At 37.6% G+C, this 20519-nt stretch carries 20 protein-coding genes; 5 read left to right on the top strand and 15 right to left on the bottom strand.

Translation table 11 applies throughout. The features are described 5' to 3' along the window. Positions 1-45 precede the first annotated feature (45 nt). From MKY71_RS06970 to MKY71_RS06950, 5 genes are all read right to left on the bottom strand, one after another. A complete protein-coding gene (locus MKY71_RS06970; RefSeq protein WP_340731983.1) occupies positions 46-309 on the bottom strand; it encodes a thymidylate synthase in 264 nt (87 codons plus the stop codon). 11 nt (positions 310-320) lie between these two features. Beyond that, a complete protein-coding gene (locus tag MKY71_RS06965; RefSeq protein ID WP_340731982.1) occupies positions 321-851 on the bottom strand; it encodes a tubby C-terminal domain-like protein in 531 nt (176 codons plus the stop codon). Between the two features lie 10 nt (positions 852-861). Continuing rightward, entirely contained in the window at positions 862-2640 is a 1779-nt protein-coding gene (locus MKY71_RS06960; RefSeq protein WP_340731981.1) for a glycerophosphoryl diester phosphodiesterase membrane domain-containing protein, read from the bottom strand. A gap of 30 nt (positions 2641-2670) precedes the next feature. Beyond that, positions 2671-3321, bottom strand: coding sequence for a DsbA family oxidoreductase (locus MKY71_RS06955; protein ID WP_339176038.1), 651 nt, complete (start codon positions 3319-3321; stop codon positions 2671-2673). A 115-nt stretch (positions 3322-3436) separates the two neighbouring features. Then, positions 3437-4798, bottom strand: coding sequence for an aspartate kinase (locus MKY71_RS06950; RefSeq protein ID WP_339176037.1), 1362 nt, complete (start codon positions 4796-4798; stop codon positions 3437-3439). 382 nt (positions 4799-5180) lie between these two features. Between MKY71_RS06950 and MKY71_RS06945 the strand changes: the two genes are divergently transcribed. Then, positions 5181-7355, top strand: coding sequence for a DNA topoisomerase III (locus tag MKY71_RS06945; RefSeq protein ID WP_340731980.1), 2175 nt, complete (start codon positions 5181-5183; stop codon positions 7353-7355). A gap of 86 nt (positions 7356-7441) precedes the next feature. Here the strand turns inward: MKY71_RS06945 and MKY71_RS06940 are convergent, their stop codons facing one another. From MKY71_RS06940 to MKY71_RS06920, 5 genes are all read right to left on the bottom strand, one after another. After that, complete coding sequence (locus MKY71_RS06940) at positions 7442-7789, bottom strand: Clp protease ClpB (RefSeq protein ID WP_340731979.1); 348 nt, start codon at positions 7787-7789, stop codon at positions 7442-7444. A gap of 61 nt (positions 7790-7850) precedes the next feature. Beyond that, positions 7851-8213, bottom strand: coding sequence for a hypothetical protein (locus tag MKY71_RS06935; protein ID WP_339176031.1), 363 nt, complete (start codon positions 8211-8213; stop codon positions 7851-7853). Positions 8214-8230: 17 nt separating this feature from the next. Next, positions 8231-8755, bottom strand: coding sequence for an AAA family ATPase (locus MKY71_RS06930; protein WP_340731978.1), 525 nt, complete (start codon positions 8753-8755; stop codon positions 8231-8233). 10 nt (positions 8756-8765) lie between these two features. Continuing rightward, positions 8766-9476 carry a Type 1 glutamine amidotransferase-like domain-containing protein gene (locus tag MKY71_RS06925; RefSeq protein WP_339176028.1) on the bottom strand — a complete coding sequence of 237 codons (711 nt, stop codon included), beginning with the start codon at positions 9474-9476 and terminating at the stop codon, positions 8766-8768. Positions 9477-9638: 162 nt separating this feature from the next. Continuing rightward, positions 9639-9833 (bottom strand): hypothetical protein, encoded by a 195-nt coding sequence (locus MKY71_RS06920; protein ID WP_339198825.1) that lies wholly within the window; start codon positions 9831-9833, stop codon positions 9639-9641. A 221-nt stretch (positions 9834-10054) separates the two neighbouring features. Here MKY71_RS06920 and MKY71_RS06915 point away from each other — a divergent pair, with 221 nt between their 5' ends. Then, the gene (locus tag MKY71_RS06915; protein WP_339176024.1) at positions 10055-10447 is read left to right on the top strand and encodes a glucosamine 6-phosphate synthetase; all 393 of its coding nucleotides are present in this window, start codon (positions 10055-10057) and stop codon (positions 10445-10447) included. Positions 10448-10500: 53 nt separating this feature from the next. On the opposite strand, the gene MKY71_RS06910 is transcribed toward MKY71_RS06915, so the two are convergent. Continuing rightward, the gene (locus MKY71_RS06910) at positions 10501-10977 is read right to left on the bottom strand and encodes a sigma-70 family RNA polymerase sigma factor (RefSeq protein WP_339176023.1); all 477 of its coding nucleotides are present in this window, start codon (positions 10975-10977) and stop codon (positions 10501-10503) included. Between the two features lie 626 nt (positions 10978-11603). Between MKY71_RS06910 and proB the strand changes: the two genes are divergently transcribed. The 3 genes from proB (at position 11604) to MKY71_RS06895 (ending at position 15031) form a co-directional block, all read left to right on the top strand. Then, positions 11604-12686: a glutamate 5-kinase gene (proB, locus tag MKY71_RS06905; RefSeq protein ID WP_340731977.1), complete on the top strand. Its 1083-nt coding sequence runs from the start codon at positions 11604-11606 to the stop codon at positions 12684-12686. Positions 12687-12699: 13 nt separating this feature from the next. Beyond that, positions 12700-13965 (top strand): glutamate-5-semialdehyde dehydrogenase, encoded by a 1266-nt coding sequence (locus tag MKY71_RS06900; RefSeq protein WP_340731976.1) that lies wholly within the window; start codon positions 12700-12702, stop codon positions 13963-13965. A gap of 175 nt (positions 13966-14140) precedes the next feature. Continuing rightward, complete coding sequence (locus MKY71_RS06895) at positions 14141-15031, top strand: DMT family transporter (protein ID WP_339176019.1); 891 nt, start codon at positions 14141-14143, stop codon at positions 15029-15031. A 66-nt stretch (positions 15032-15097) separates the two neighbouring features. Here MKY71_RS06895 and MKY71_RS06890 read toward each other — a convergent pair whose 3' ends face one another. The 4 genes from MKY71_RS06890 to MKY71_RS06875 all read right to left on the bottom strand — a co-directional run bounded on the left by MKY71_RS06890 (position 15098) and on the right by MKY71_RS06875 (position 20249). Next, on the bottom strand, positions 15098-16282 hold the full coding sequence (locus MKY71_RS06890) for an aldehyde dehydrogenase (protein WP_340731975.1): 1185 nt from the start codon (positions 16280-16282) through the stop codon (positions 15098-15100). Positions 16283-16601: 319 nt separating this feature from the next. After that, positions 16602-17723, bottom strand: coding sequence for a virulence factor (locus tag MKY71_RS06885; RefSeq protein ID WP_339176016.1), 1122 nt, complete (start codon positions 17721-17723; stop codon positions 16602-16604). 10 nt (positions 17724-17733) lie between these two features. Continuing rightward, positions 17734-19620, bottom strand: coding sequence for an ABC-F family ATP-binding cassette domain-containing protein (locus tag MKY71_RS06880; protein WP_340731974.1), 1887 nt, complete (start codon positions 19618-19620; stop codon positions 17734-17736). After that, positions 19617-20249 (bottom strand): HD domain-containing protein, encoded by a 633-nt coding sequence (locus MKY71_RS06875; protein WP_340731973.1) that lies wholly within the window; start codon positions 20247-20249, stop codon positions 19617-19619. The genes MKY71_RS06880 and MKY71_RS06875 overlap by 4 nt, the downstream gene beginning before the upstream one ends. Positions 20250-20519: the final 270 nt, after the last annotated feature.

The following is a 20519-nucleotide window of genomic DNA, read 5'->3' as shown; positions in this document are numbered from 1 at the left end:
TTAATTTCCTTTATTTAGGCGAAACGTATACATAATTGATGCCAATCAGCTACGTTCATCCTGCATTTTTGGTAACGGCAAAATCGTCTCATTCTTTTTCTGCTCCGGCTTTAAATAAATGACCAGTTCTTGCTGGTATGTACCATTTTCCAGTAAATAATGATCCAGTGTGTGGCTGTCATACTGGTAGCTGCCAAACGGAAACGAAACGCTTTCGCCCTTGACGGCAGCAAGCAGTCCCGCCACATCTTGACTGACCATTTGCAATACTTCTTCAGCCGTTTCTGTTAATACAAATACAACATTCATCTTTTATTCTCCTATACTCCAATAAATAGTGTCGCCTGCGCAATTGCAATGTAAAATGCCGGGTCCTGTACAGGCGCTTCTTCCCAAATAACGAGCTTAACCGAAAACAAATCCGATTGTTCATCATAAACAGCAAGCCACCTTGCGATAACCTCATCATTAATAATAAAGTTGGACCAGTCTTCCATTTCTTTATCGATTTTCATTTTAAATTTTTCGTTTGAAATAAATAGTTCCGGAACTCCAATACGCCAGTTTTCATAATTAATAATATATTTTTCGTTTAGAACAAGATCTTTCCCTTCAAACCACACTTTCCCGCGTCTGAAAATCTTCTTCACTTCGAAGACTGATTGTCCATCATTACGAAGCACCGCATATTTTAAAAAATAGCGGTGATCGAAATAGCCGTCCAGCAGTTTTTTCAACCCATTATCATATATGCGCTGAACTTTCAGGACCTGCTCTCCGGACTCATTGTAAACTGGCCGCTGTTCCGTAGATTTTATATCCCCTAATACTTCGTACGTATAAGTCTGCATTGATTTCCCCTTAATAAATAATCTTAATTTTGTTAAGTATCCTTTGTATAAAATTTTGCTTTTCATCAAATTTTTCACGTTTTGAAAGCGCTTCATCCGGATGGTCGGTAATAACGCCATTTACATTTTTCTCATAAAATTTCTGCATATCCGATTCATCATTTATCGTCCAGACGAACAATTCCATGCCGCGATCCTCAACCTGCTTCTGAATATTTTTCGTCGCAAAGGACTGCTCTACTGAAATAAAGTCCGCATTGGATTCCGGTAACTTACCGTATGCGATAGAGTATATATGGCCGGTATGAATCCGGGGTTCCATGTCTTCAAGCATTTCCATTGTCGGTATATCAGGTGATTGAACATAATGATAATCCAAGGCATCATATTCATCAAGCAGATCCACAAAGCGCTGTAGAAAGTCTTCTGTTTCAAAACCATGTGTTTTCAACTCAATAAGCAATTTTATATTTAAATCATGACTCATTTCAAGCACTTCCTCAAAAGAAGCGATCGTGTCGCTGAAACCATCCGCCAAAACAGTTGTTGTGACTAATTCATTCAGTGTTAAATCATAGATGATATCATCTTCACCTGACAAACGTGATAAAGTTTTATCGTGATGAACGACAAAATCTCCATCCTTCGTTTGCTGAATATCGATTTCCACCATATCTGCCTCGGCCTCTTTTGCCGCCTCAATCGCATTCAAGGTGTTCTCCACACCGCCATCCATAAAACCTCGATGGGAAATGATGTTTGTATCCGGTTCGTAAATCGTCTTTTCCAAACTGATTAAATTAATACCGCTCACAAGGAAAAAAGCGAATACGACAATGATAAAGGTCCACTGACGAATTGTTTGTCTAAATGGTTCCTCCTGAACGATTAATGGTTTGTGACGTGTTAACTGAAATGCTACCATAACAAGCAACTGGGTAAAGAACACTTGCAATATAGTGAAAAACAGGATGATAACGCCCTGTGCAAGTGTCAATGTAAAGCTTGCAGTAACAAGGCCCCAATCCGGTTTAATTTTTTCGATGATAAATAACGGTGTCAATATTATGAATAACGCGAATAATAAAAGCGTTAAATTAACAAGAACAATAAGGCCGATCATCCCGATTGTCTCGAGTAGTTTTCTTTTCGAAAACTGCCAGCTCATTTTTAAAGCCTTAAAAATTGTAAGCTCTTGGTAAACCGTAAAAAATGGCCATGTAAAAATAAATCGTAAGCTTATAAAACTCATTATAATTATTAGCACAACATATAGAATCGTGCCATTACGTGAATTTAAAAGTTCATCTATAATAAAGCTTGGTACATTGATATTTTGAATCAATGAAACTGGCAATAAGGAAGAAATAAGCGGAATTAATAACAGCAGATAAACGACAATCAGTAATGTCTGCAAACTAACAAAATAGACAACCTTCTGATTTAATCGTTTTAATAGATCTTTCCATGTATATGGAATCGCGCGCTGCTGATAGTAGGCAAGTAATATTAAAAATCCTAATTCATAATAAATGAATACAATTCCAATAAAAAGAATAATTCCTATTCCAAATAACGCAAACAGATTTGTCAGTAAGTAAAGGATACTGTCCTGCGTTATGACCTGCACCCCTGTAATATCCATGACAATAGCTGTTATGAGCCAGATGAGCGGCAGTAAAATAAATGCCTGCACAATACGCAAAATCGCAAATGTCCGTATATAATCGACTCGGTAATAATATAAATTTCTGAAAATCAGTTTAATAACTCGTTTTATTCTTTCCACAAGACTTCCTCCAACTAGTAAACTCTATCTCTATTTTTGATTTTTTTTCATATATTCCTTCGTTTGAAGCAATGTATTGGTAAATACCTCTATTGGTTCAACCCCTCTGATTCCGTAATGGTCTTCAAATACGAAAAAAGGAACACTTGATATTTGCAGTTGCTGGGCCTCATAGCGATCCAACATTAACTCTTCAGTGAATTGTTGTTCCTTTATTATTTTTTGTGCCATGTTCCGGTCGATGCCAATTTGTTCACAAATGGCTAACAGTGCTTCCGTGTTGTTTAAATTTAGTCCTTCCGAAAAGAATTTTTCCATCACAATATTTACAAACTCCAATTCTTTTTCATAAAGCTTAGCCAGCTTACATAAGCGATGGGCATTTTTTGTATTGGCCAGCACTACCTTATCAATGTTGAATAGGACACCTGCCTCCTTTGCATGCATTTCCAACGCTTCCATAAATTCTTCCGTTTTACGGAGATCATTATTTTTCTTTTTGAAAATCGTATCGACATATGATATTGATTCCGACTTTGAAGCTTTAGGATTTAACTCGAACGCCCTGTAAACGACTTCCGTTTCCTCATCTAAATTTAACTGTTTTATTGCTTGGAATAACTTCGTTTTCGCGATATAACAAAACGGACAAGCGAAATCAGAAAAAATTTCTATTTTCATTTTGTCTCCCCCTCATTTTTATGTACTTATCCCTCTATTCTATGGCTTTTTTATTACATTACCCAAAATTCCAAAGAAAAAAGCCGAACCCAATGTGGATTCGACTAAATATTATCTAAAACGAAGTAATTGTTGCAAAAAACTCTTCATAAAGTCCCTTTAAAATTTGATCTTCAAATTCTGAACGAACGCCAAACACAAGACTAACTTCCGAAGAACCTTGATTAATCATTTCAATATTTGCACCTGTTGCAGAGATTGCCGTTGCAGCTCGAGCAGCCAAGCCTGTATTATGGCGCATACCTTCCCCGACAATGACAATCATTGAAAAGTTATGGCTGAATTGAACATCATCTGCACATAGTTCATTCTTAACGCGTCTTACAATACGTTCTTCAATTTCAGGTGTCAGCTGGCTTGAACGCATGATAACTGAAATATCGTCTAAACCAGATGGTGTATGCTCATAGGAAATATTTTCTTCTTCAATAATCTGAAGAAGCTTGCGGCCAAAGCCAACTTCCCGATTCATTAAATATTTTGATACATATAATATTGAAAAACCGCTGTCCGCCGAAATCCCTGTAACCGGGCGATTTGTTGCAGGACGCGTTGGTAAAATCAACGTGCCTGATGCAGACGGGTTATTTGTGTTTTTAATATTGACCGGAATACCTTGTTTATAGACCGGCATCAATGCCTCATCATGGAATACGGAAAAACCTGCGTACGATAATTCACGCATTTCGCGATACGTAATTTCTTTAATATCGACTGGATCATTTACGACTTTAGGGTTTGCAGCGAATACACAGTCCACATCCGTAAAGTTTTCATATAGCTTTGCCCCAACGGCAGATGCCAAAATGGAACCAGTAATATCAGATCCGCCACGGTCAAATGTACGTAAAATGCCTGCCTTTGTATAACCGAAGAATCCAGGGAAAATGATAATCTCCTCTGTATTTTTCAATACACTCAAGTTTTCGTATGCTTCCGGCAGTGCATACGTACGTTCCGGAAAGTCATTTAAAATCAGCTTATCTTTTGGACTTATATATTTTGCAGGCATGCCAATTGCATTAAAATAACACGCAATCAGTTTTGCGTTGTTATCTTCACCGCTTGCTTTTATATTATCTAAGAATAAGTCTTTGTTTGACCAATTTTCTGTCACACGCCCGCGTATATCCTGTTCAATAATATCTGAAATTGTATTGTCTAAACCAAGATCTTCAGCGATATTACGGTAACGGTCTACTACAGCTTTAATTTTTGCTTCAACATCGCCTTTATTAATTACGGTGTTTGCTAAATCTATTAATAAATCCGTCACTTTAATATCATCACTTGAACGCTTACCAGGCGCCGAAACAGCGACAATCTTTCTTTCAGGATTAGACTTCACAATGCTTGCTACTTTTTTGATTTGTTCTGCACTCGCGACAGATGTGCCGCCAAATTTACATACTATCATCTCATCATATCCTTACTCTCAAAATTGATATTTGTACTCACCGAAAAAACATTTGACTTTACACAGTGTACAAATTTATCCTATTTCAGTCAAGACTATTCAGTAAATTCATTAATCTATTTAGTCAAAATACGAATAATTCGTCATTTTGTCAATATATTATATGAGATTTTCATAAAAAATGATATTTATTTGTTCAAATTTATAACATTTTTACAATAAAAATTAATTGTCTCTGTTAGGCTAAAGAAGTGACAAAATAGTGAAACAATTCCCCTAACAATCCTTCGCAATGAAAATTGTTTCATCCCCCATTTTGCTGTAAATTACTCTATAATTATTACTATAGGATTTGTAATTATTATTAGTAGGAGAAGGATATATGAAAATAGTAATTGCAGAAAAACCAGATCAGGCAGCAAAATTGGCTGCCCCGTTTTCATTTACTAAAAAGGCTGGTTATTTTGAAGTTAAGCCAAACACGTACTTTCCGGAAGGTGCGCTCATTACATGGGCGATCGGTCATCTATGTGAATTGAAGGCCCCGGAAGAATACAACGCCTCATGGAAGAAATGGACATTGGAAACATTGCCGATCATTCCAGAACGTTTCGAATACAAGGTTACAAAGACAAAATATAAACAGTTCAATATTATAAAAACACTCGTCAAAAGACCGGATATTCGGGAAGTTATCATCGGCGGGGATGCAGGGCGTGAAGGTGAACTCATTATACGCACCATTTTAAAAGTATGCGGTGTAAATAAACCAATGAAGAGATTATGGATATCTTCCTTAACGGAAAATGCGGTGAAAAATGGATTTGCCAATTTACTGCCGGAAGAGAAAACGAGAAATATTTATTTTGAAGCACTGAGCCGCTCCTGTGCCGATTGGCTGATTGGTATCAATACATCCAGATTGTATACGGTACTCCTCAAACGTAATGGCGTAAAAGATGTCTTTTCCATTGGCAGAGTACAAACACCGACATTGGCGCTCATCGTAAAACGTGAGCATGAGATTGCGAACTTTAAACCAGAACCGTTTTGGGAAGTGGAAGCAGAATTTAACTTTAATGGCAAACTTCTAAAAGCGAAATGGCATAAAAACAATGTGACCAGGCTTCTCGAGGAACGCCAGGCAATTGCTGCAGCCAACTTTTGCATCAATAAAAACGTAGAAATCACAAATATTAAAAAAGAAAAGAAGGAATATGCACCCCCTCTTTTGTTCAATTTGTCTGCACTACAGGCAACAGCAAACAAAGCTTTTAAATTTTCACCACAAATGACGCTCGATATTTTACAGAAACTCTATTTGAAAGGCGTCGTTTCCTATCCAAGATCGGATTCACAATTTCTGACGAACGAGGAAGCGAAAACATTACCGGCGATTCTTGGACAGTTAGGCAAGTTGGAGCAATATAAAAATCTGTTACCGCCACCGGTAACTTCCCTTCTGAACAACAAAAGATTTGTCAATGAAAAAAAGGTAACCGATCACCATGCTATTATCATTACTGAGCAAGTTCCGAATATGGCAAACCTCAGTGCGGAAGAAGCAAAAATTTATGATTTAGTAGCAAGGCAAGTGATTGCGGCCCATTACAATAATGCCATATTCTCCTATACGACAATTCACTCACTTGTCGATCAGCGCGCGGAATTCATTTCCAAAGGGAAAGTGCTGCTGGAGGAAGGTTGGCGCAAAGTAATTCATCATTCGAAAGATAATGCGGACAAAGATGAACTGCTCCCCCTTCTTCAGGAAAATGAACAAGGGACCGTTGTAAAAGCGAATGTCAAGAAAGGTGAAACCCAGCCGCCAAACCGCTATTCGGAAGGTAATCTCATTACAGTCATGAAAACCGCAGGCAAACATTTGGAAGATGTGGAACTGGAAAAGGTATTATCGAAAACAGAAGGATTAGGTACGGAAGCTACGCGCGCCGGTATTATCGGCACACTGAAAGACCGGAACTACATCGAAGTGAGGAAAAACCAGGTGTTTGCAACTACGAAGGGAATGCTGCTCATTGAGGCACTGGGAGAAAGCATTTTAACGTCCGCGTCCATGACTGCTAAATGGGAGCAACGACTTTCTGAAATTGGTGAAGGGAACGCATCTCCCCAAGTATTTATGGAACAGGTAAAAAAACTGGCAGATAAATTGATAGCAGATGCCGGCGAGCGGGAAAAAGAATGGGCATTCAATCAACACGATGTGGAGAAGATTACTGAAAACAATCCCTATACTAAAAAATATAAGAAAGAAAAAACAGTTGTCGGGAAATGCATACTTTGTGATGGATCCATTGTTGACCACGGTACTTTTTACGGTTGTTCAAATTATAAAAAAGCCAACTGTAAATTCTCGGTTTCCAAAAAAATTCTCGGAAAAACGATAACGCAAACGAACCTGAAAAAATTATTAACTTCCGGCGAAACCGATTTAATCAAAGGATTTAAAAAAGGCGGTAAAATCTTCAACGCCCATCTCATTTGGGATGAGAAGGAACGAAAAACAAGCTTCAAGTTTGCAAATGCAAAGTAACCGACTTCTTTAAAAAGATAATGCCCCGAAAGTTTAGCTACGAATCATTAACTTTCGGGGTATTTTTTCTATTCATACATATCTTCTTAATGATAATTTAACCTGTTATCATTTCTGTATTTTAACCATGCATCGATTTCTGTCTTTATGAATCTTTTCTGATTATCGAGCAAAAGATACGGGATAAACTGATAGGTATCATAGCTGCTTAGTCCATCTCTTTGATAATCATCATTCGATATAATAATTTCAATGGATTGTTCGCTTATTTGAAGGTATTCAGCAAGCTGGGTAAGTGTCATCAACTCCGGTATTGAGCTAATGGTACTTTCTGAGTCTTTATCGGTATTTGTTGTGCTACTTAAAATCAATGCAGCTGTCATGATGGATAAACCTAACAATACTGCTCCAATTAAATATGTGGACTGGTTCAAATCAGTGCCTCCTAGTTAGATACATTCAAAATATTTCACATCTAATTAGTCAACTATTTATTCATTTTAAAGGCAATTGGATTGTTTCCGATTGATTCTCCCATTTTATATTTGCTTTAAGCTCTGATCCTTCTGTTGCATTCGAACAGCCATGGGGCAGAAAAAACATACCGTTTTCATCTAAAGAAATGGAAGCCCCTTCTACTTTATCTACACTAAACTCCAACTGTTCCGGCATCGGATCATTGCCAAGATATTTTATATAGCCTTTAGTAGAATTGCAGCCATCATCATCTGTCACTGTATATTGGACTCTCCAATTCTCACTTTCCCCAAAAAACACATAATCTTTTTCGATACAGGCAGTTAAAAGTGTAACAGTTAACAATATTAAAATTCCTATTTTCGCACGAACATTTTTCAATACAACACCTCCACTATTTAGGTCTCAATAAAATCAATCACCTGATCTATGTAACTTTCTAATGGTTCACTCGTATTTACAACAATGTATGAACCTTCATCTGGTTTCTTACTGTTTTCAAGCGTACGTTTAAAGGTTTCTTCCGAGCTGACTGCGTTAATTTGACTAACCATTTTATTTCGACTTTTTAATCTATTGTTTATTTCCTGAAAATCATTCAGGTAGCACTCTACGTATTTGTATGTGGCATTATACTTTTTTGATAAATCTATACCTCGATCCACCATTTCCTGATAAAGACAAGGACTATCCAAAACGACATTTAACCCTTGTGATAAATGAAATTCCACTAAAGACCAATCAACATTATAGGCAATTTTACCAACAAGTTTTTTCTCTATTGGAATTTCCTCAAATGACGTTATTAACGCCGTTTTTACAATGTCATGATCAACTATGACTGCCCCTATTTTCTCGGCAATTTGTCGGGAGAGCGTCGACTTACCGGAACCTGGGAATCCGGACATTTGTATAAAAAACATATTTAACCACTCACTTTTCAAAATTTTCTTGACCCAAATACTCTACTGGGAGTCCCCTTTCAATTATGCCGTTTTCCCAAAGCACACTGTACGCTTTGGCATCAGGTCTGGAACTAACCACTTTATATATTTCCCGGCCTTTATAATGAACCGCAACACCGTCATCAACAGCAATTCCTGATTGTATTTGATTGGACTCGATCAGTTTATGATATGCAGGTCTTCTTTTCTTTTCACCATCGTAATGCGGACAATTACTCCCATTTAATAATCCCAGGCAATCTATTGGTTCAAGTCCATCTCCAAAAGAATCTGTCACCCCCTGCTCAAACCAACAGATTGCCCCTGCACTTAACCCCGCTAAAATAACCCCCTCCTCCCAAGCCTTTCTTAAAATATGGTCTAATCCCCAATCCTTCCACAAAGCTAAAAGGTTTTTCGTGTTTCCCCCACCAACATATAAAATGTCTTTCTCTAAAATAAAACTTTCCAAATCCCGTGATGAAGGGTTATATAGAGATAAATGTGAGGGATCACAATTTTGTGTATTAAAAAAATGATAAAACCTGGATATGTATTGTTCAGAATCGCCGCTTGCTGTAGGAAGAAAACAAATTTTCGGTTTTGCCGTTTTTGCCTGCTTCAGAATATATCGATCCAATAGCGGGTTATCAGGTTCCATCGAAAAGCCCCCGCCGCCCATCGCAATTATTTGTTTCATTCGGTACTCCTTTCAATAATCAAAAGTATTTTATTTTGCCACCATGTTTTGACCTTAATTAATATATTCTACAAAGTTCACGATACTCCTTGAGTTAATCACAAAAAGAGCATTGTCACTTGAACAATGCTCTTTTATAAATCGATTAAATAAGTTGTTGTCTTATACCCCGTCCAAAACTGTTAATAGCGCAATCGTAATACATGACATCATAATCGTGAAGGCACCTGTCATTACATACACATTAAATTTGGAATCCTGATTATTTCGCGATTTATCAATGATGATTGCTAAGTTTAAACAAAATAAAACGGCTAAAATCGGTGTACCATATACTGCCATAAAAATAAAAAACATTGTGTCCTCCAAAGTATTGATAAATTCTCGTTCCCTTTAACCTATCTTTATAGTAACAAATCTTACTATGTTAACGTTTAATCTTATTAGACTGATCCTGTTGGTTTCCATGACCTACGTATCGAAAGTACTCCTTTATCAAGCTAATAATTATGCCGATGTAGAAAATATTAACATTAAAATGTTATACTGATACTACAAATATAGGGGGGATTTATTTTATGGAGAAAAGAAAGAGGACGATATTTTGGATTATACCAATTGGGGTAATTGGTATATTTTTTTACTTTTTTGGTCCACAAAAAGCCGTAACAGATAATGACTACATTACATATATTCATGCGACACCCGTTATCGAAAATAGTAATATTACAACAGAAGAAGCATTCAAAAACTATTGTGAAGAGAGCCGCTGGGAATACTTCCAGACTAAAATGATGGAGCATGTTGTAGAATTTAAAGGTAAGTGCAAAATTGACAACAAAGTACAGCCTGTTAATTTGCAATATGTTGTTGAAAAGGGACAAACTGATTACCGTATTGGGGCAATGCTTGTAAATGGCGAACAGCAATCCGAAGAACAGCGAACAGAGTTTTTGAATACACTCCAATAAGATATTACAAAGTGGAAACTTCATAAGCTTCCACTTTTTTTCATCCCAAAAATCTATAGTAACAAACCCCTTAACTTAGACAATAATCGCTGACGTCTTTTCTTAATTGTTTCATAATTCAGCTTATACGTGTCAGCAATCTCTTTTAACGAAAGCTCTTTTTCAAACAATGCGATCAGCAGAAATTGTTCATCCTTATTTAATTCCTCAAACCATTCAGGCCATTCCAAACCTGTTGTAATTAAATACTGTTGCTGTGAATTAACGAGTATTACGTCCTCCTCCACTGCCAGTTCATGCTCGGTTATATGATTCGCTTTAGATAGTGCTCGAATAACAGCATATTTTACAGTCATATAGGCGAACATCGCAAAATCCCCTTTTGTAGCATCATACTTCTGTAATGCCTGCCATAGGGCGATTCTTCCTATTTGCATGTATTCATCAAAATCCCGATAAATTTTCAGTTTATAGATCACTTTTTTTATTATTGTTTCACTTTCAGAAATAAGTTTTTCTACATCCTGCATATTTCCAATTCCTTAAAGCTGTGCACAACTGATTATTCCTAGGTACTACAAATTTAAGGAATTGTAGAAAATGAAACAAAGAACAGATTCATTACGAAAAATTACATTTGCACGTTAAATAGTCATAAAATTCACACTTTTATACGGTAAATCGGTCTAAAAAGAACTTTTTCGCATAGTTTTCTAATAAATCAGATATAACGATATTGACAAAAAATCCGCTATCATGCATGCTATTAGAAAATGTAAAGGCATATTGAAGACGAGTACGTAGCAATTGGCTATACAAGAGAGCACATTCCACAGGCTGAAAGAATGGCATAGCAAAACCTGCCGAACCTACTTCAACAGCTCCTACAAAAATAGGCGCAGACTCAGCGTTATGAGATAAGTGGAATGCAAGAACTTGGCATTCAATTTAGGTGGTACCACGGAAACAGCACATTTCGTCCTAATCGATAGGATTGAAATGTGCTTTTTTATGCTTTTAAGTCCATCAAAGGGTTTTTTCTATTCTTAACAGAGTGGAAAAACATAAGTTAAAACTGTCATATCCTGTAACAGCGTATCTATGACCAATATCGTGTAGCGGGATAATTTAATATTTTTATCGAGGAGGATTTCGGGTGGAAAGAAAACGTATTGTAATAAAAATCGGAAGCAGTTCTTTAACAAATAATAAAGGTGAGCTTGATTATGAAAAATTTCATGACCATGTTGCTGCAATCGCCGCATTAAAAAAAGCAGGTCATGAAGTTATTCTAGTATCTTCTGGCGCAGTAGCAGCAGGTTTCCGAAAGCTTGGCTATCCTTCTCGACCGATTACCCTCAAAGGAAAGCAAGCTGCTGCGGCAGTTGGTCAAAGCATACTAATCCAAGCGTATGCAGATGAATTTGCCAAATATAACGAGACATCTGCCCAAATTTTACTGACTCGCTCTGATTTCAATGATAAACAGCGTTACAGAAATGCTTATGAAACATTAACAGAACTGTTGGAACGTTCAATCATCCCGATTATCAATGAAAACGATACTGTATCTGTCGCTGAATTGACTTTTGGTGACAATGACATGCTTTCCGCTTTAGTAAGCGGTCTCGTCCATGCAGATCAGTTAATTATTTTAACGGATGTCAACGGGCTCTATACGGCTAATCCATTAACAAACGCAGATGCCGTTCGAATTGATCGCATAGAAAAAATTACAGAAGAGATGCTTCTCTTTGCTACAGGATCAGGCTCAAAAGTCGGGACCGGTGGCATGCAGTCAAAGCTCGCTGCAGCCAATCATGCAATTAATACAGGTGTCGGAGTTTTTATCGGAACAGGTTCCGGTCATACAAAACTAATCGAAATTCTTGAAAACAACGGTGACGGCACGTATTTTGAACGCAATGAAAAGTACGTACCTACAAATAAACAATGGGTACAGCTTTCAAAATCTTCCGGAAAGATTTTTATTGACGAAGGTGCGGTCCAAGCATTGCAATATGGAGGGAAAAGTTTACTGCCAGCCGGTGTTTATGCCTATGAAGGACAATTTGATAAAGGCGATGTTGTCGAAGTTTATGATAGACATACTTGTATCGGTCGTGGAGAAATTCTTTATTCTTCAGCTGAATTGGAGCATGCGATGGGGAAACGTACGACAGAGCTCATGCATTATCCGATAGAAGTCATTCACCGTAATCAATGGGTCAAAATTTAAGGGGGTTCTCTTTATGACGAAAACTATTACAAATGAAGTGGTTGAAAAAGGTAAGCGTGCAAAAAAAGCGAGCTATTTAACGAATATCAAAACAACAGCAGAAAAAAATGAAGCATTAAAAAGTATTGCTCAACAACTAATTGCCGATATGGACTTCCTGCTGTCGGAAAATACAAAAGATATTACTGATGGAAAAGCAAACGGACTCGATCAAGCGACACTGGATCGCATTTTACTGAATGAAAACCGCATTCAAGCGATGAGCGATGCCATTATGCAGCTGATTGAATTAGAGGATCCTGTCGGTGAAGTAGTCGAGGAAATGACGAAAGAAAATGGCCTTCACATTACTAAAAAGCGTGTCCCATTAGGCGTAATCGGTATGATTTATGAAGCACGACCAAATGTAACGATTGATGCAGCAACACTTTCCATTAAAACAGGTAATGCGGTACTTCTCCGTGGCAGTTCTTCTGCAAAATACTCCAACATCGCACTCGTTGCCTCGATTCACCGCGCGCTAGAAGCTGTTGACTACCCGGAAGATGCCGTTTTGCTAATCGAAGATACAAGCCGTGAAACAGCGAAATCTTTATTTACACTTACTGAATACTTGGATGTGCTCATTCCGCGCGGAGGTAAAAAACTAATCGATTTAGTTGTACGTGAATCGACGGTTCCTGTTCTTGAAACCGGTGCCGGAAACTGCCATATTTATTTGGATGAATTCGCTGATTTCGATATGGCGAAATCAATTGTAAAAAATGCGAAAACACAGCGTTTATCCGTATGTAATGCGGCGGAGAGCCTATTGATGCACCAGAATTTTTTCCAAACTCATGGCAAGCAATTTTTGGACTATCTACAAAATGAACTTGATATAAAAATTTATGGTGATGAAAATGTATGTGCAGTGTTGCCGGAAGCGATCGAGGCAACAGAAGAACATTATGCCGAAGAGTTTTTGGCTCTGGCATTAAGCATAAAAGTAGTAGATGACGTATTGGAAGCTGTACAGCACATTAATCAGTTCGGAACAAACCATTCAGAAGCGATTATTACCGACAATATGCAAAATGCTGAAATCTTTTTAAATTCTGTAGATGCGGCAGCTGTGTACCATAATGCGTCGACGCGCTTTACGGATGGCTTTGAATTCGGATATGGTGCAGAAATCGGGATATCAACTCAAAAGCTGCATGCTCGAGGACCAATGGGGTTACCAGCATTAACATCAACGAAATACTACATTCATGGTACAGGTCAAATTCGGGAATAAAATGTACCTTCTATAATGAAATTTTCCAGGCAATAGGGCTGTTACGGGACTTTTTCCTTCCCTATTTTTTCCGCTCTGTAAAGTCTAGAAGCGGGAGTCAATCTCTGCATCTAGGCTTTTTGGGACAGTTAAATTACGCCCCGTCAATACGGGATTATGAAAGCAGGTTCGCCATATGAATATACGCTCAATGATTAAACTTACTATCTCCATGGCTATTTTTGGTTCTATCGGCTTCTTTACTACGCAAACCGGCCTGCCTGCAGTCGAACTCGTTTTTGTTCGCTGTATTTGTGCCACATTCTTTTTGGGCGGATTATGGTTTATAACAGGCGGTAAAAAAACAGAAGTTTGGAATAAAAGCGAAATATTGAAAACCGTCATTTGCGGCATATTTCTTGTGTTAAACTGGGTATTTTTATTTAAAGCGTTTGAAGTGATGTCGATCTCTATCGCCATTTCCATATACAATTTGGCGCCAATTTTTGTATTGATATTAGGTTCGGTGTTTTTGGCAGAAAAAATGGGGATCGGTGCGATTTGTGCAACAGTCATTTGCTTTTTCGGTAGTATCCTCATAATTGGTATTGATAGCTTTACAAGCGTCTCTCAATTTATGAACTCTGGATTTATATGGGCGCTTCTTTCGGCCATCTGCTATGCACTGACAATGTTTACGAGTAAAACGATTCACGGTATGTCGTCCTATGCTCTTACATATATTCAAACAATTGTAGGTATCGTCATGTTGCTCCCTTTTTGCGATTTTGCGGCATTTGAAGGTTTAACAAATACAAACTGGCTCTACATATTAGGTACTGGTTTTATTCATACGGGATTTGTCTACTATTTATTTTTTGACAGTGTTCGAGACCTTCCTACAGTCATTGTATCTGTACTCGTATTTGTCGATCCGGTAGTAGCAATTTTATTGGATGCTGTGTTGCTTTCTTTCCGACCAAGCCTATTGCAAGTGCTCGGAATTGTTCTGATTTTCGGAAGTATTTTATACACCGTCTTTACGCCTGAACAAACCGTAAAAAAGATAAAAACAAGCAGTTCATAAATTATGAAACGAAAAAAACTCTAAATTGCAGCGATCTTATTCCGCGCACGATTTAGAGTTTTTTTACTATTCAAACTGTGCCAATTGCTTTGGTATCAGTACTTTATCCGCAAACCATATTGCCTGCAATTTCGTTTTATCGCCCATATAAATAACGACAATTTCAATATTTTTCGACTTTTTGTAATCTGTGACAGCTTCTATCCATTCTTCTTCATTCGGAAAATCATCAAACAGTAATTCATTGCAGATTAAATAGATTTTGCCGCTGCTACTATGAGATAATTCTAACTTTAGCATCGTAAAGGCATAATTGATAATATATTTATAGTTAATCTGCTCTGTTTTAAGTCCGAACGATTTATCCAGCTCAAAGTAATTATTAAAATCCAGACTCTCTTTATGTGTGATCATTTCCTGAACAATGGCTTTTATGAATGATAAGAATACAAAATTTTGTTCATTTTTTTGTGAAAATTCCGATACGGCCAATGCCAATCCATTCTGTAACGTAAGACTGCGTTTCATCGATATATCTTTTTGAACACAAAAAACATATGTACTGTTTGGATCAAGTCCAACTTTCAAAAATTGTTCTGTCTGGAATTTGGATTTCCAAAACAAAACTTCGGAAAAGTGCTTTGCTTCAATATAATTCATAAACTGCTTTAAATTATCATTGCTGATAGTATCCCATATCTTATCATCAAATAGCAGCTCAACCGCTTTTATTTCTTCCATTACTTCCTCAAGGATTCTGTCATAAATTGTATTGAATTTATATAAATTCATGTACCAATAGCTTTGAACTTTTAAGTGAATTTCATGATAGATATCCCTGTTGTCTTGACTATTTGCAAGTTCCTTTTCATATTCAGTAATTAATTTTTCAATTTTTAGCGCTTTCCGCATATCCCCAAAATGATTTTTTTTGATTTTTTTCCATATGTATAGTGCAATAAAAAAATTTTTTACAGAGGAATCTTTTAAGTACTCAAAATGCAATTTTTTTGCATTTCTAGCTGAAAAAAAATCCAATAAGAAAATTCGCCATTCTTTCAGTCTAATATCTTCTTCTATTATTTCTTTTTCGTACTCTTCCCCAATTTCAAAAAGTGACCAAAGATCATGAAAAATCAAATAAAAATCATCACTTTTTAATAGTATTGAGTCATTACAATGTTCGGAGTATAATAAATTTAATAAAGCTTCTTTACGTTCATCACTTAAAGAACTAGGATTTTTCAGCAATAGCTCCTCCATTACGGACCCACCTCTCTTTATACACTACTAAATATATACTATTTTCTCAGAATATACCATTTATTAATAGATAATGTGAGAATGTTGAATAATAAAAAGAGAATTTGGAAAATAATAAAAAGCTAAGGTCGATTATAGAAATCTATATTATTTTATGAATATAGTATTACTAAAACACTAACCAATATGTTGGCACTATGCCTGCGGTTAGCGTTCAGAAATGGAAAACAATTTTACAGCGATCAAAAAATGCTATTTTCTCAGGAGAAAATAGCATTTTTGATTGATGATCAGGCCATCTTAAATTTTATGCTTTGCGGCTTTCTGTCATTTGTTTCCAGACAGAACCTTTTGCCTCTTCCCCGCCTTCAATGCGCGCAAGTGCCATTTTTGCTTGAAGCTTTACTTCAAACTCTTTATCTTCACTCGCTGTTTTTAAGGCGTCAATTGCCTGCTCTGTCCCTACTTCATACAAGTACATTGCCGCACGCCAGCGGACAAGTTTATTTTTGTCACCTAATGCAGCGATCATCGCCGGCTCAAATTCAGGTAACCCTAAATCACTCATGCAGTCGCCCGCTGTACGGCGTACTGCTGCACTTTTATCATTCAATGCCTTCGTTAATGCCGGTACAACCGCAACATCTTCAATCATTCCTAAATAAACGGTAGCAAGGCGTCGAATAGACATTTGCTCGTCTTCCAGCGCTTTTTCAAACAACGGAATATCCTTTACTTCCGGATCCGGTAATTGATCTAACAACTGGAATCGCTGCTGCCAGTCTTCCACTTGCTCATATTGCTCCAATGACACTTCTTTCCGCTCTTGTGCTGCTGTTACAACCTGTTCATTAGCAGACTGGACAATCGATTCAACTCGGTCTTGCGGATAAAGTGCATCCACCTCTTTTAGTACCTCTTGTACTACTTGCTCTTTATCGCCATAGCGAACACCGAAATCGACCCATTTTCGTTCAAAAATATAATTTTCATCCGTCACACTGAACTGCAGACGTTTGAAAGCTGTTGTAAAACGGTCTCCTGCGCTAATTCGTACTTCCCCTTCACCGTCAAATGCTTTAATTTGCAATGGAATCGCTTTGTACATTTGAACATGTACATTTACTTCCCCATAATGCTCATTCATCTCATATTCCGTAGTTTCAGTTGCCTCTCCGCCAATTGCACGGCGAATGTCCGCCAAAATATTTTCCCAGGCAAATTTCGCATTACGTTCTATCGCCAGGAAATTCGATACATGGTAAATGCCTTTTACACCTTCTACTGCAAAGATGGCCTGCAGCTCAGGTGATGCTTCACCGATGTTGTCTTTCGTATAATTAAAACTTTTACCAAATGGTAAATCCTGATCGATAATTACTTTCATTGAATTTGGACTTGGGGTTGGTTCAATTGATAAAATTTTCATTGTTATGCTCCTATCCATTTGCGATTTCGTCTAAATAGCTCCAGCGCTCGATTAATTGTTCATATTCCTCATTTAGTTTTTCTAAATCGGACGTCAGCTGCTGAAGTTTTGTAAAGTCCGAACCAGCTGATGAAATTTCCTCTTCTGTCGACATAATTTTTTCTTCAACTTGAGCAATCGTATCGGCAATCGTTTCCCATTCTTTCTGCTCTTTGAATGATAGCTTTTTCTTTTCTGTTTTCTGCTTTTCAACTTTCGGCTTTTCCTGCTTCATCTCTTTCGCTTCCTGCTGCAGTTCCGACTCGCGTTTTGCTAAATAGTCGGTATACACATCCAAGCTTTCCGATACGCCGCCTTTTCCGTCCAAAATCCATAGCTTTTTCGCAATGCGATCCAGGAAGAAACGGTCGTGACTGATTGTAATGACAACACCCGGGAAGTTTTCGATAAAATCTTCCAGAACACCTAATGTTTCGATATCCAAATCATTTGTCGGCTCATCTAAAAGTAATACGTTCGGCTGTTCCATCAATAGACGGAGCAGATGAAGTCTTTTGCGCTCTCCGCCTGAAAGCTTGCTGATCGGCGTACCATGTGTATTCAGCGGGAATAAGAAACGTTCGAGCATTTGTGATGCTGAGTAACGAACACCGTCTGAATCGGTAATGTCATTTGAAGCTTCACGAATATAATCGATCATTCGTGCATTTTCATTCATTGCTGGCAGTGCCTGCTTGAAATGAAGACGTTTTACTGTTGATCCGACAACTACCTCGCCTTTATCCGGTTCAATTTCACCTGCGAGCATGTTAAGAAGTGTCGATTTACCATAACCATTTGCTCCAATTATGCCAATACGGTCCCCATGCTGCAGTAAAAATTCGAAATCCTGAATAATCACCCGGTCACCGTAAGCTTTGGAAATTCCATCTGATTCCAGTACTTTTTTCCCTAAACGCGTTGTTGCAAGCCCCAGTTCAAGATCGGACTGGTCATTCGAACGATCGATGGATTCATCCAACGTTTCGAAACGCTGAATACGGGCCTTTTGTTTTGTAGTTCGCGCTTTTGCCCCGCGACGAATCCATTTTAATTCCGAGCGGTAACGATTTCGTAATTTGGCCTGTGATGCTGCATTCATTTCTTCACGAATCGCCCGAGCTTCAAGGAAATCACCATAAGATCCTGTATGGCGGTACAACGTTTTATCAGCCAATTCATATATATGTGTTGCGGTTTCATCAAGGAAGTAACGGTCATGGGTAATAAAGATTACCGCCCCTTTTAGGCGTGACACCATTTCCTGCAGCCATTCTGTCGATGTAACATCCAAATGGTTTGTTGGCTCGTCCAGTAAATATAAGTCTGCCGGTTCGATTAATACTTTTGCCAATGCCACACGTTTTTGCTGTCCGCCCGATAGGCTTGTGACTTGCTGGTCAAACATATCGATTCCGAGCTTCGTTAATGCTTGCTTTGCCAATGCATTGACGTCCCAGGCATTTTCCGTATCCATTTGCTGCTGTAAACGGAATAATTCATTTTGCAGTTTTTCAGATTGCGGATTTTGTGACAATGCGGCTACCGCTTCTTCATAGGCACGGTTTAGCTGCAATATCGGTGAATCTCCGCTAAATACCGCTTGTAAAACCGTTAAATGTTCCGGAAATTGCGGATCTTGTTCCAAATAAGCAATACGGTACTTATTCGGATGGTCGAATTCCACTGTATCGGCATCCTGTTTTTTTGCAATAATCGATAATAATGTGGATTTTCCTGTTCCGTTTATCCCGATTAAGCCTGCACGTTCCCCTTCATAAATGGTAAATTCAATATTTTGAAATAGCGTTTTATCGCCAACTGTTTTTGTTAAATTTGATACGATTAAATGACTCATGAAATCCCGTCTCTCTCTTTTTTTAACTGCTCTAAAAATTGTACCATAAAGGCATGACGTTCTTCAGCCATTTCGCGCCCTTTTGCAGTTACCATTAAATCTTTCAACAATAAAAGTTTCTCATAAAAATGCGTAACAGACGCTGTGGATTGACTGCGGTATTGTTCTTTCGTCATATTGACACGCACTTCTTCTGCATCATCATACAACTTGCGTCCTTTTGCACCACCGTAAGCAAACGTACGCGCAATCCCTACTGCACCAATTGCATCCAGCCGGTCTGCATCCCGTACAATTTTTGATTCCACTGTTGTAATATCCCGTTCATTGCCCCCATTAAATGAAACCTCCGCAATGACTGTACGGATATGCTGTTTTTCCTCTTCCGTTAAATCAAGTTCATCCAAAATCCGCTGTTCCTGCTGTTTATCCGCTGCATACTTTTCATCACTGACATCATGCAGCAGCACGGCTAAACTTACAATTTTTTTATTTGCTGAAGGCTCAGATTTAAGTATTGTCATAGCGTTTTGATAGACACGCTCAATATGTTGAAAATCATGGCTTGCATCCATCGTTTCATAAATTTCTTTTACTAATTGTTCACACCGTACGATTATCTCGGACATTTCCATTCACCATTTTCTTTTAAGAGTTTACATAATCATATTACCATGAGAAGCAAGATGACTTCAGTTATTTAACACCATAATTGTTAAATGATTCGGTCTTTCCAACTCTTTTGGAAACCCCCTTCATTTAGCAACTTTCATTCAAAAAATCAAGTATCAGTAATTATTCAAAGATAATTTTTGTCTAAAATGTGAACTAAATGCTTGTATTTTACAAATTTACATCATATAATAGCAATAAGAAAACATAAAACAGAAAAAAGGAGT

Source organism: Solibacillus sp. FSL W7-1324, from assembly GCF_038008025.1.
Classification (GTDB): domain Bacteria; phylum Bacillota; class Bacilli; order Bacillales_A; family Planococcaceae; genus Solibacillus.
The sequence above is the reverse complement of the archived record's forward strand: the minus strand, read 5'-3'. Positions and strand labels throughout refer to the sequence as shown.

Bases quoted from the DNA above. Each gene is read 5' to 3' on its own strand.
- MKY71_RS06970 (WP_340731983.1), bottom strand. From the start codon at position 309: ATGAATGTTGTATTTGTATTAACAGAAACGGCTGAAGAAGTATTGCAA.
- MKY71_RS06965 (WP_340731982.1), bottom strand. From the start codon at position 851: ATGCAGACTTATACGTACGAAGTATTAGGGGATATAAAATCTACGGAA.
- MKY71_RS06955 (WP_339176038.1), bottom strand. From the start codon at position 3,321: ATGAAAATAGAAATTTTTTCTGATTTCGCTTGTCCGTTTTGTTATATC.
- MKY71_RS06950 (WP_339176037.1), bottom strand. From the start codon at position 4,798: ATGATAGTATGTAAATTTGGCGGCACATCTGTCGCGAGTGCAGAACAA.
- MKY71_RS06945 (WP_340731980.1), top strand. From the start codon at position 5,181: ATGAAAATAGTAATTGCAGAAAAACCAGATCAGGCAGCAAAATTGGCT.
- MKY71_RS06930 (WP_340731978.1), bottom strand. From the start codon at position 8,755: ATGTTTTTTATACAAATGTCCGGATTCCCAGGTTCCGGTAAGTCGACG.
- MKY71_RS06925 (WP_339176028.1), bottom strand. From the start codon at position 9,476: ATGAAACAAATAATTGCGATGGGCGGCGGGGGCTTTTCGATGGAACCT.
- MKY71_RS06920 (WP_339198825.1), bottom strand. From the start codon at position 9,833: ATGTTTTTTATTTTTATGGCAGTATATGGTACACCGATTTTAGCCGTT.
- MKY71_RS06915 (WP_339176024.1), top strand. From the start codon at position 10,055: ATGGAGAAAAGAAAGAGGACGATATTTTGGATTATACCAATTGGGGTA.
- MKY71_RS06910 (WP_339176023.1), bottom strand. From the start codon at position 10,977: ATGCAGGATGTAGAAAAACTTATTTCTGAAAGTGAAACAATAATAAAA.
- MKY71_RS06900 (WP_340731976.1), top strand. From the start codon at position 12,700: ATGACGAAAACTATTACAAATGAAGTGGTTGAAAAAGGTAAGCGTGCA.
- MKY71_RS06895 (WP_339176019.1), top strand. From the start codon at position 14,141: ATGAATATACGCTCAATGATTAAACTTACTATCTCCATGGCTATTTTT.
- MKY71_RS06885 (WP_339176016.1), bottom strand. From the start codon at position 17,723: ATGAAAATTTTATCAATTGAACCAACCCCAAGTCCAAATTCAATGAAA.
- MKY71_RS06880 (WP_340731974.1), bottom strand. From the start codon at position 19,620: ATGAGTCATTTAATCGTATCAAATTTAACAAAAACAGTTGGCGATAAA.
- MKY71_RS06875 (WP_340731973.1), bottom strand. From the start codon at position 20,249: ATGTCCGAGATAATCGTACGGTGTGAACAATTAGTAAAAGAAATTTAT.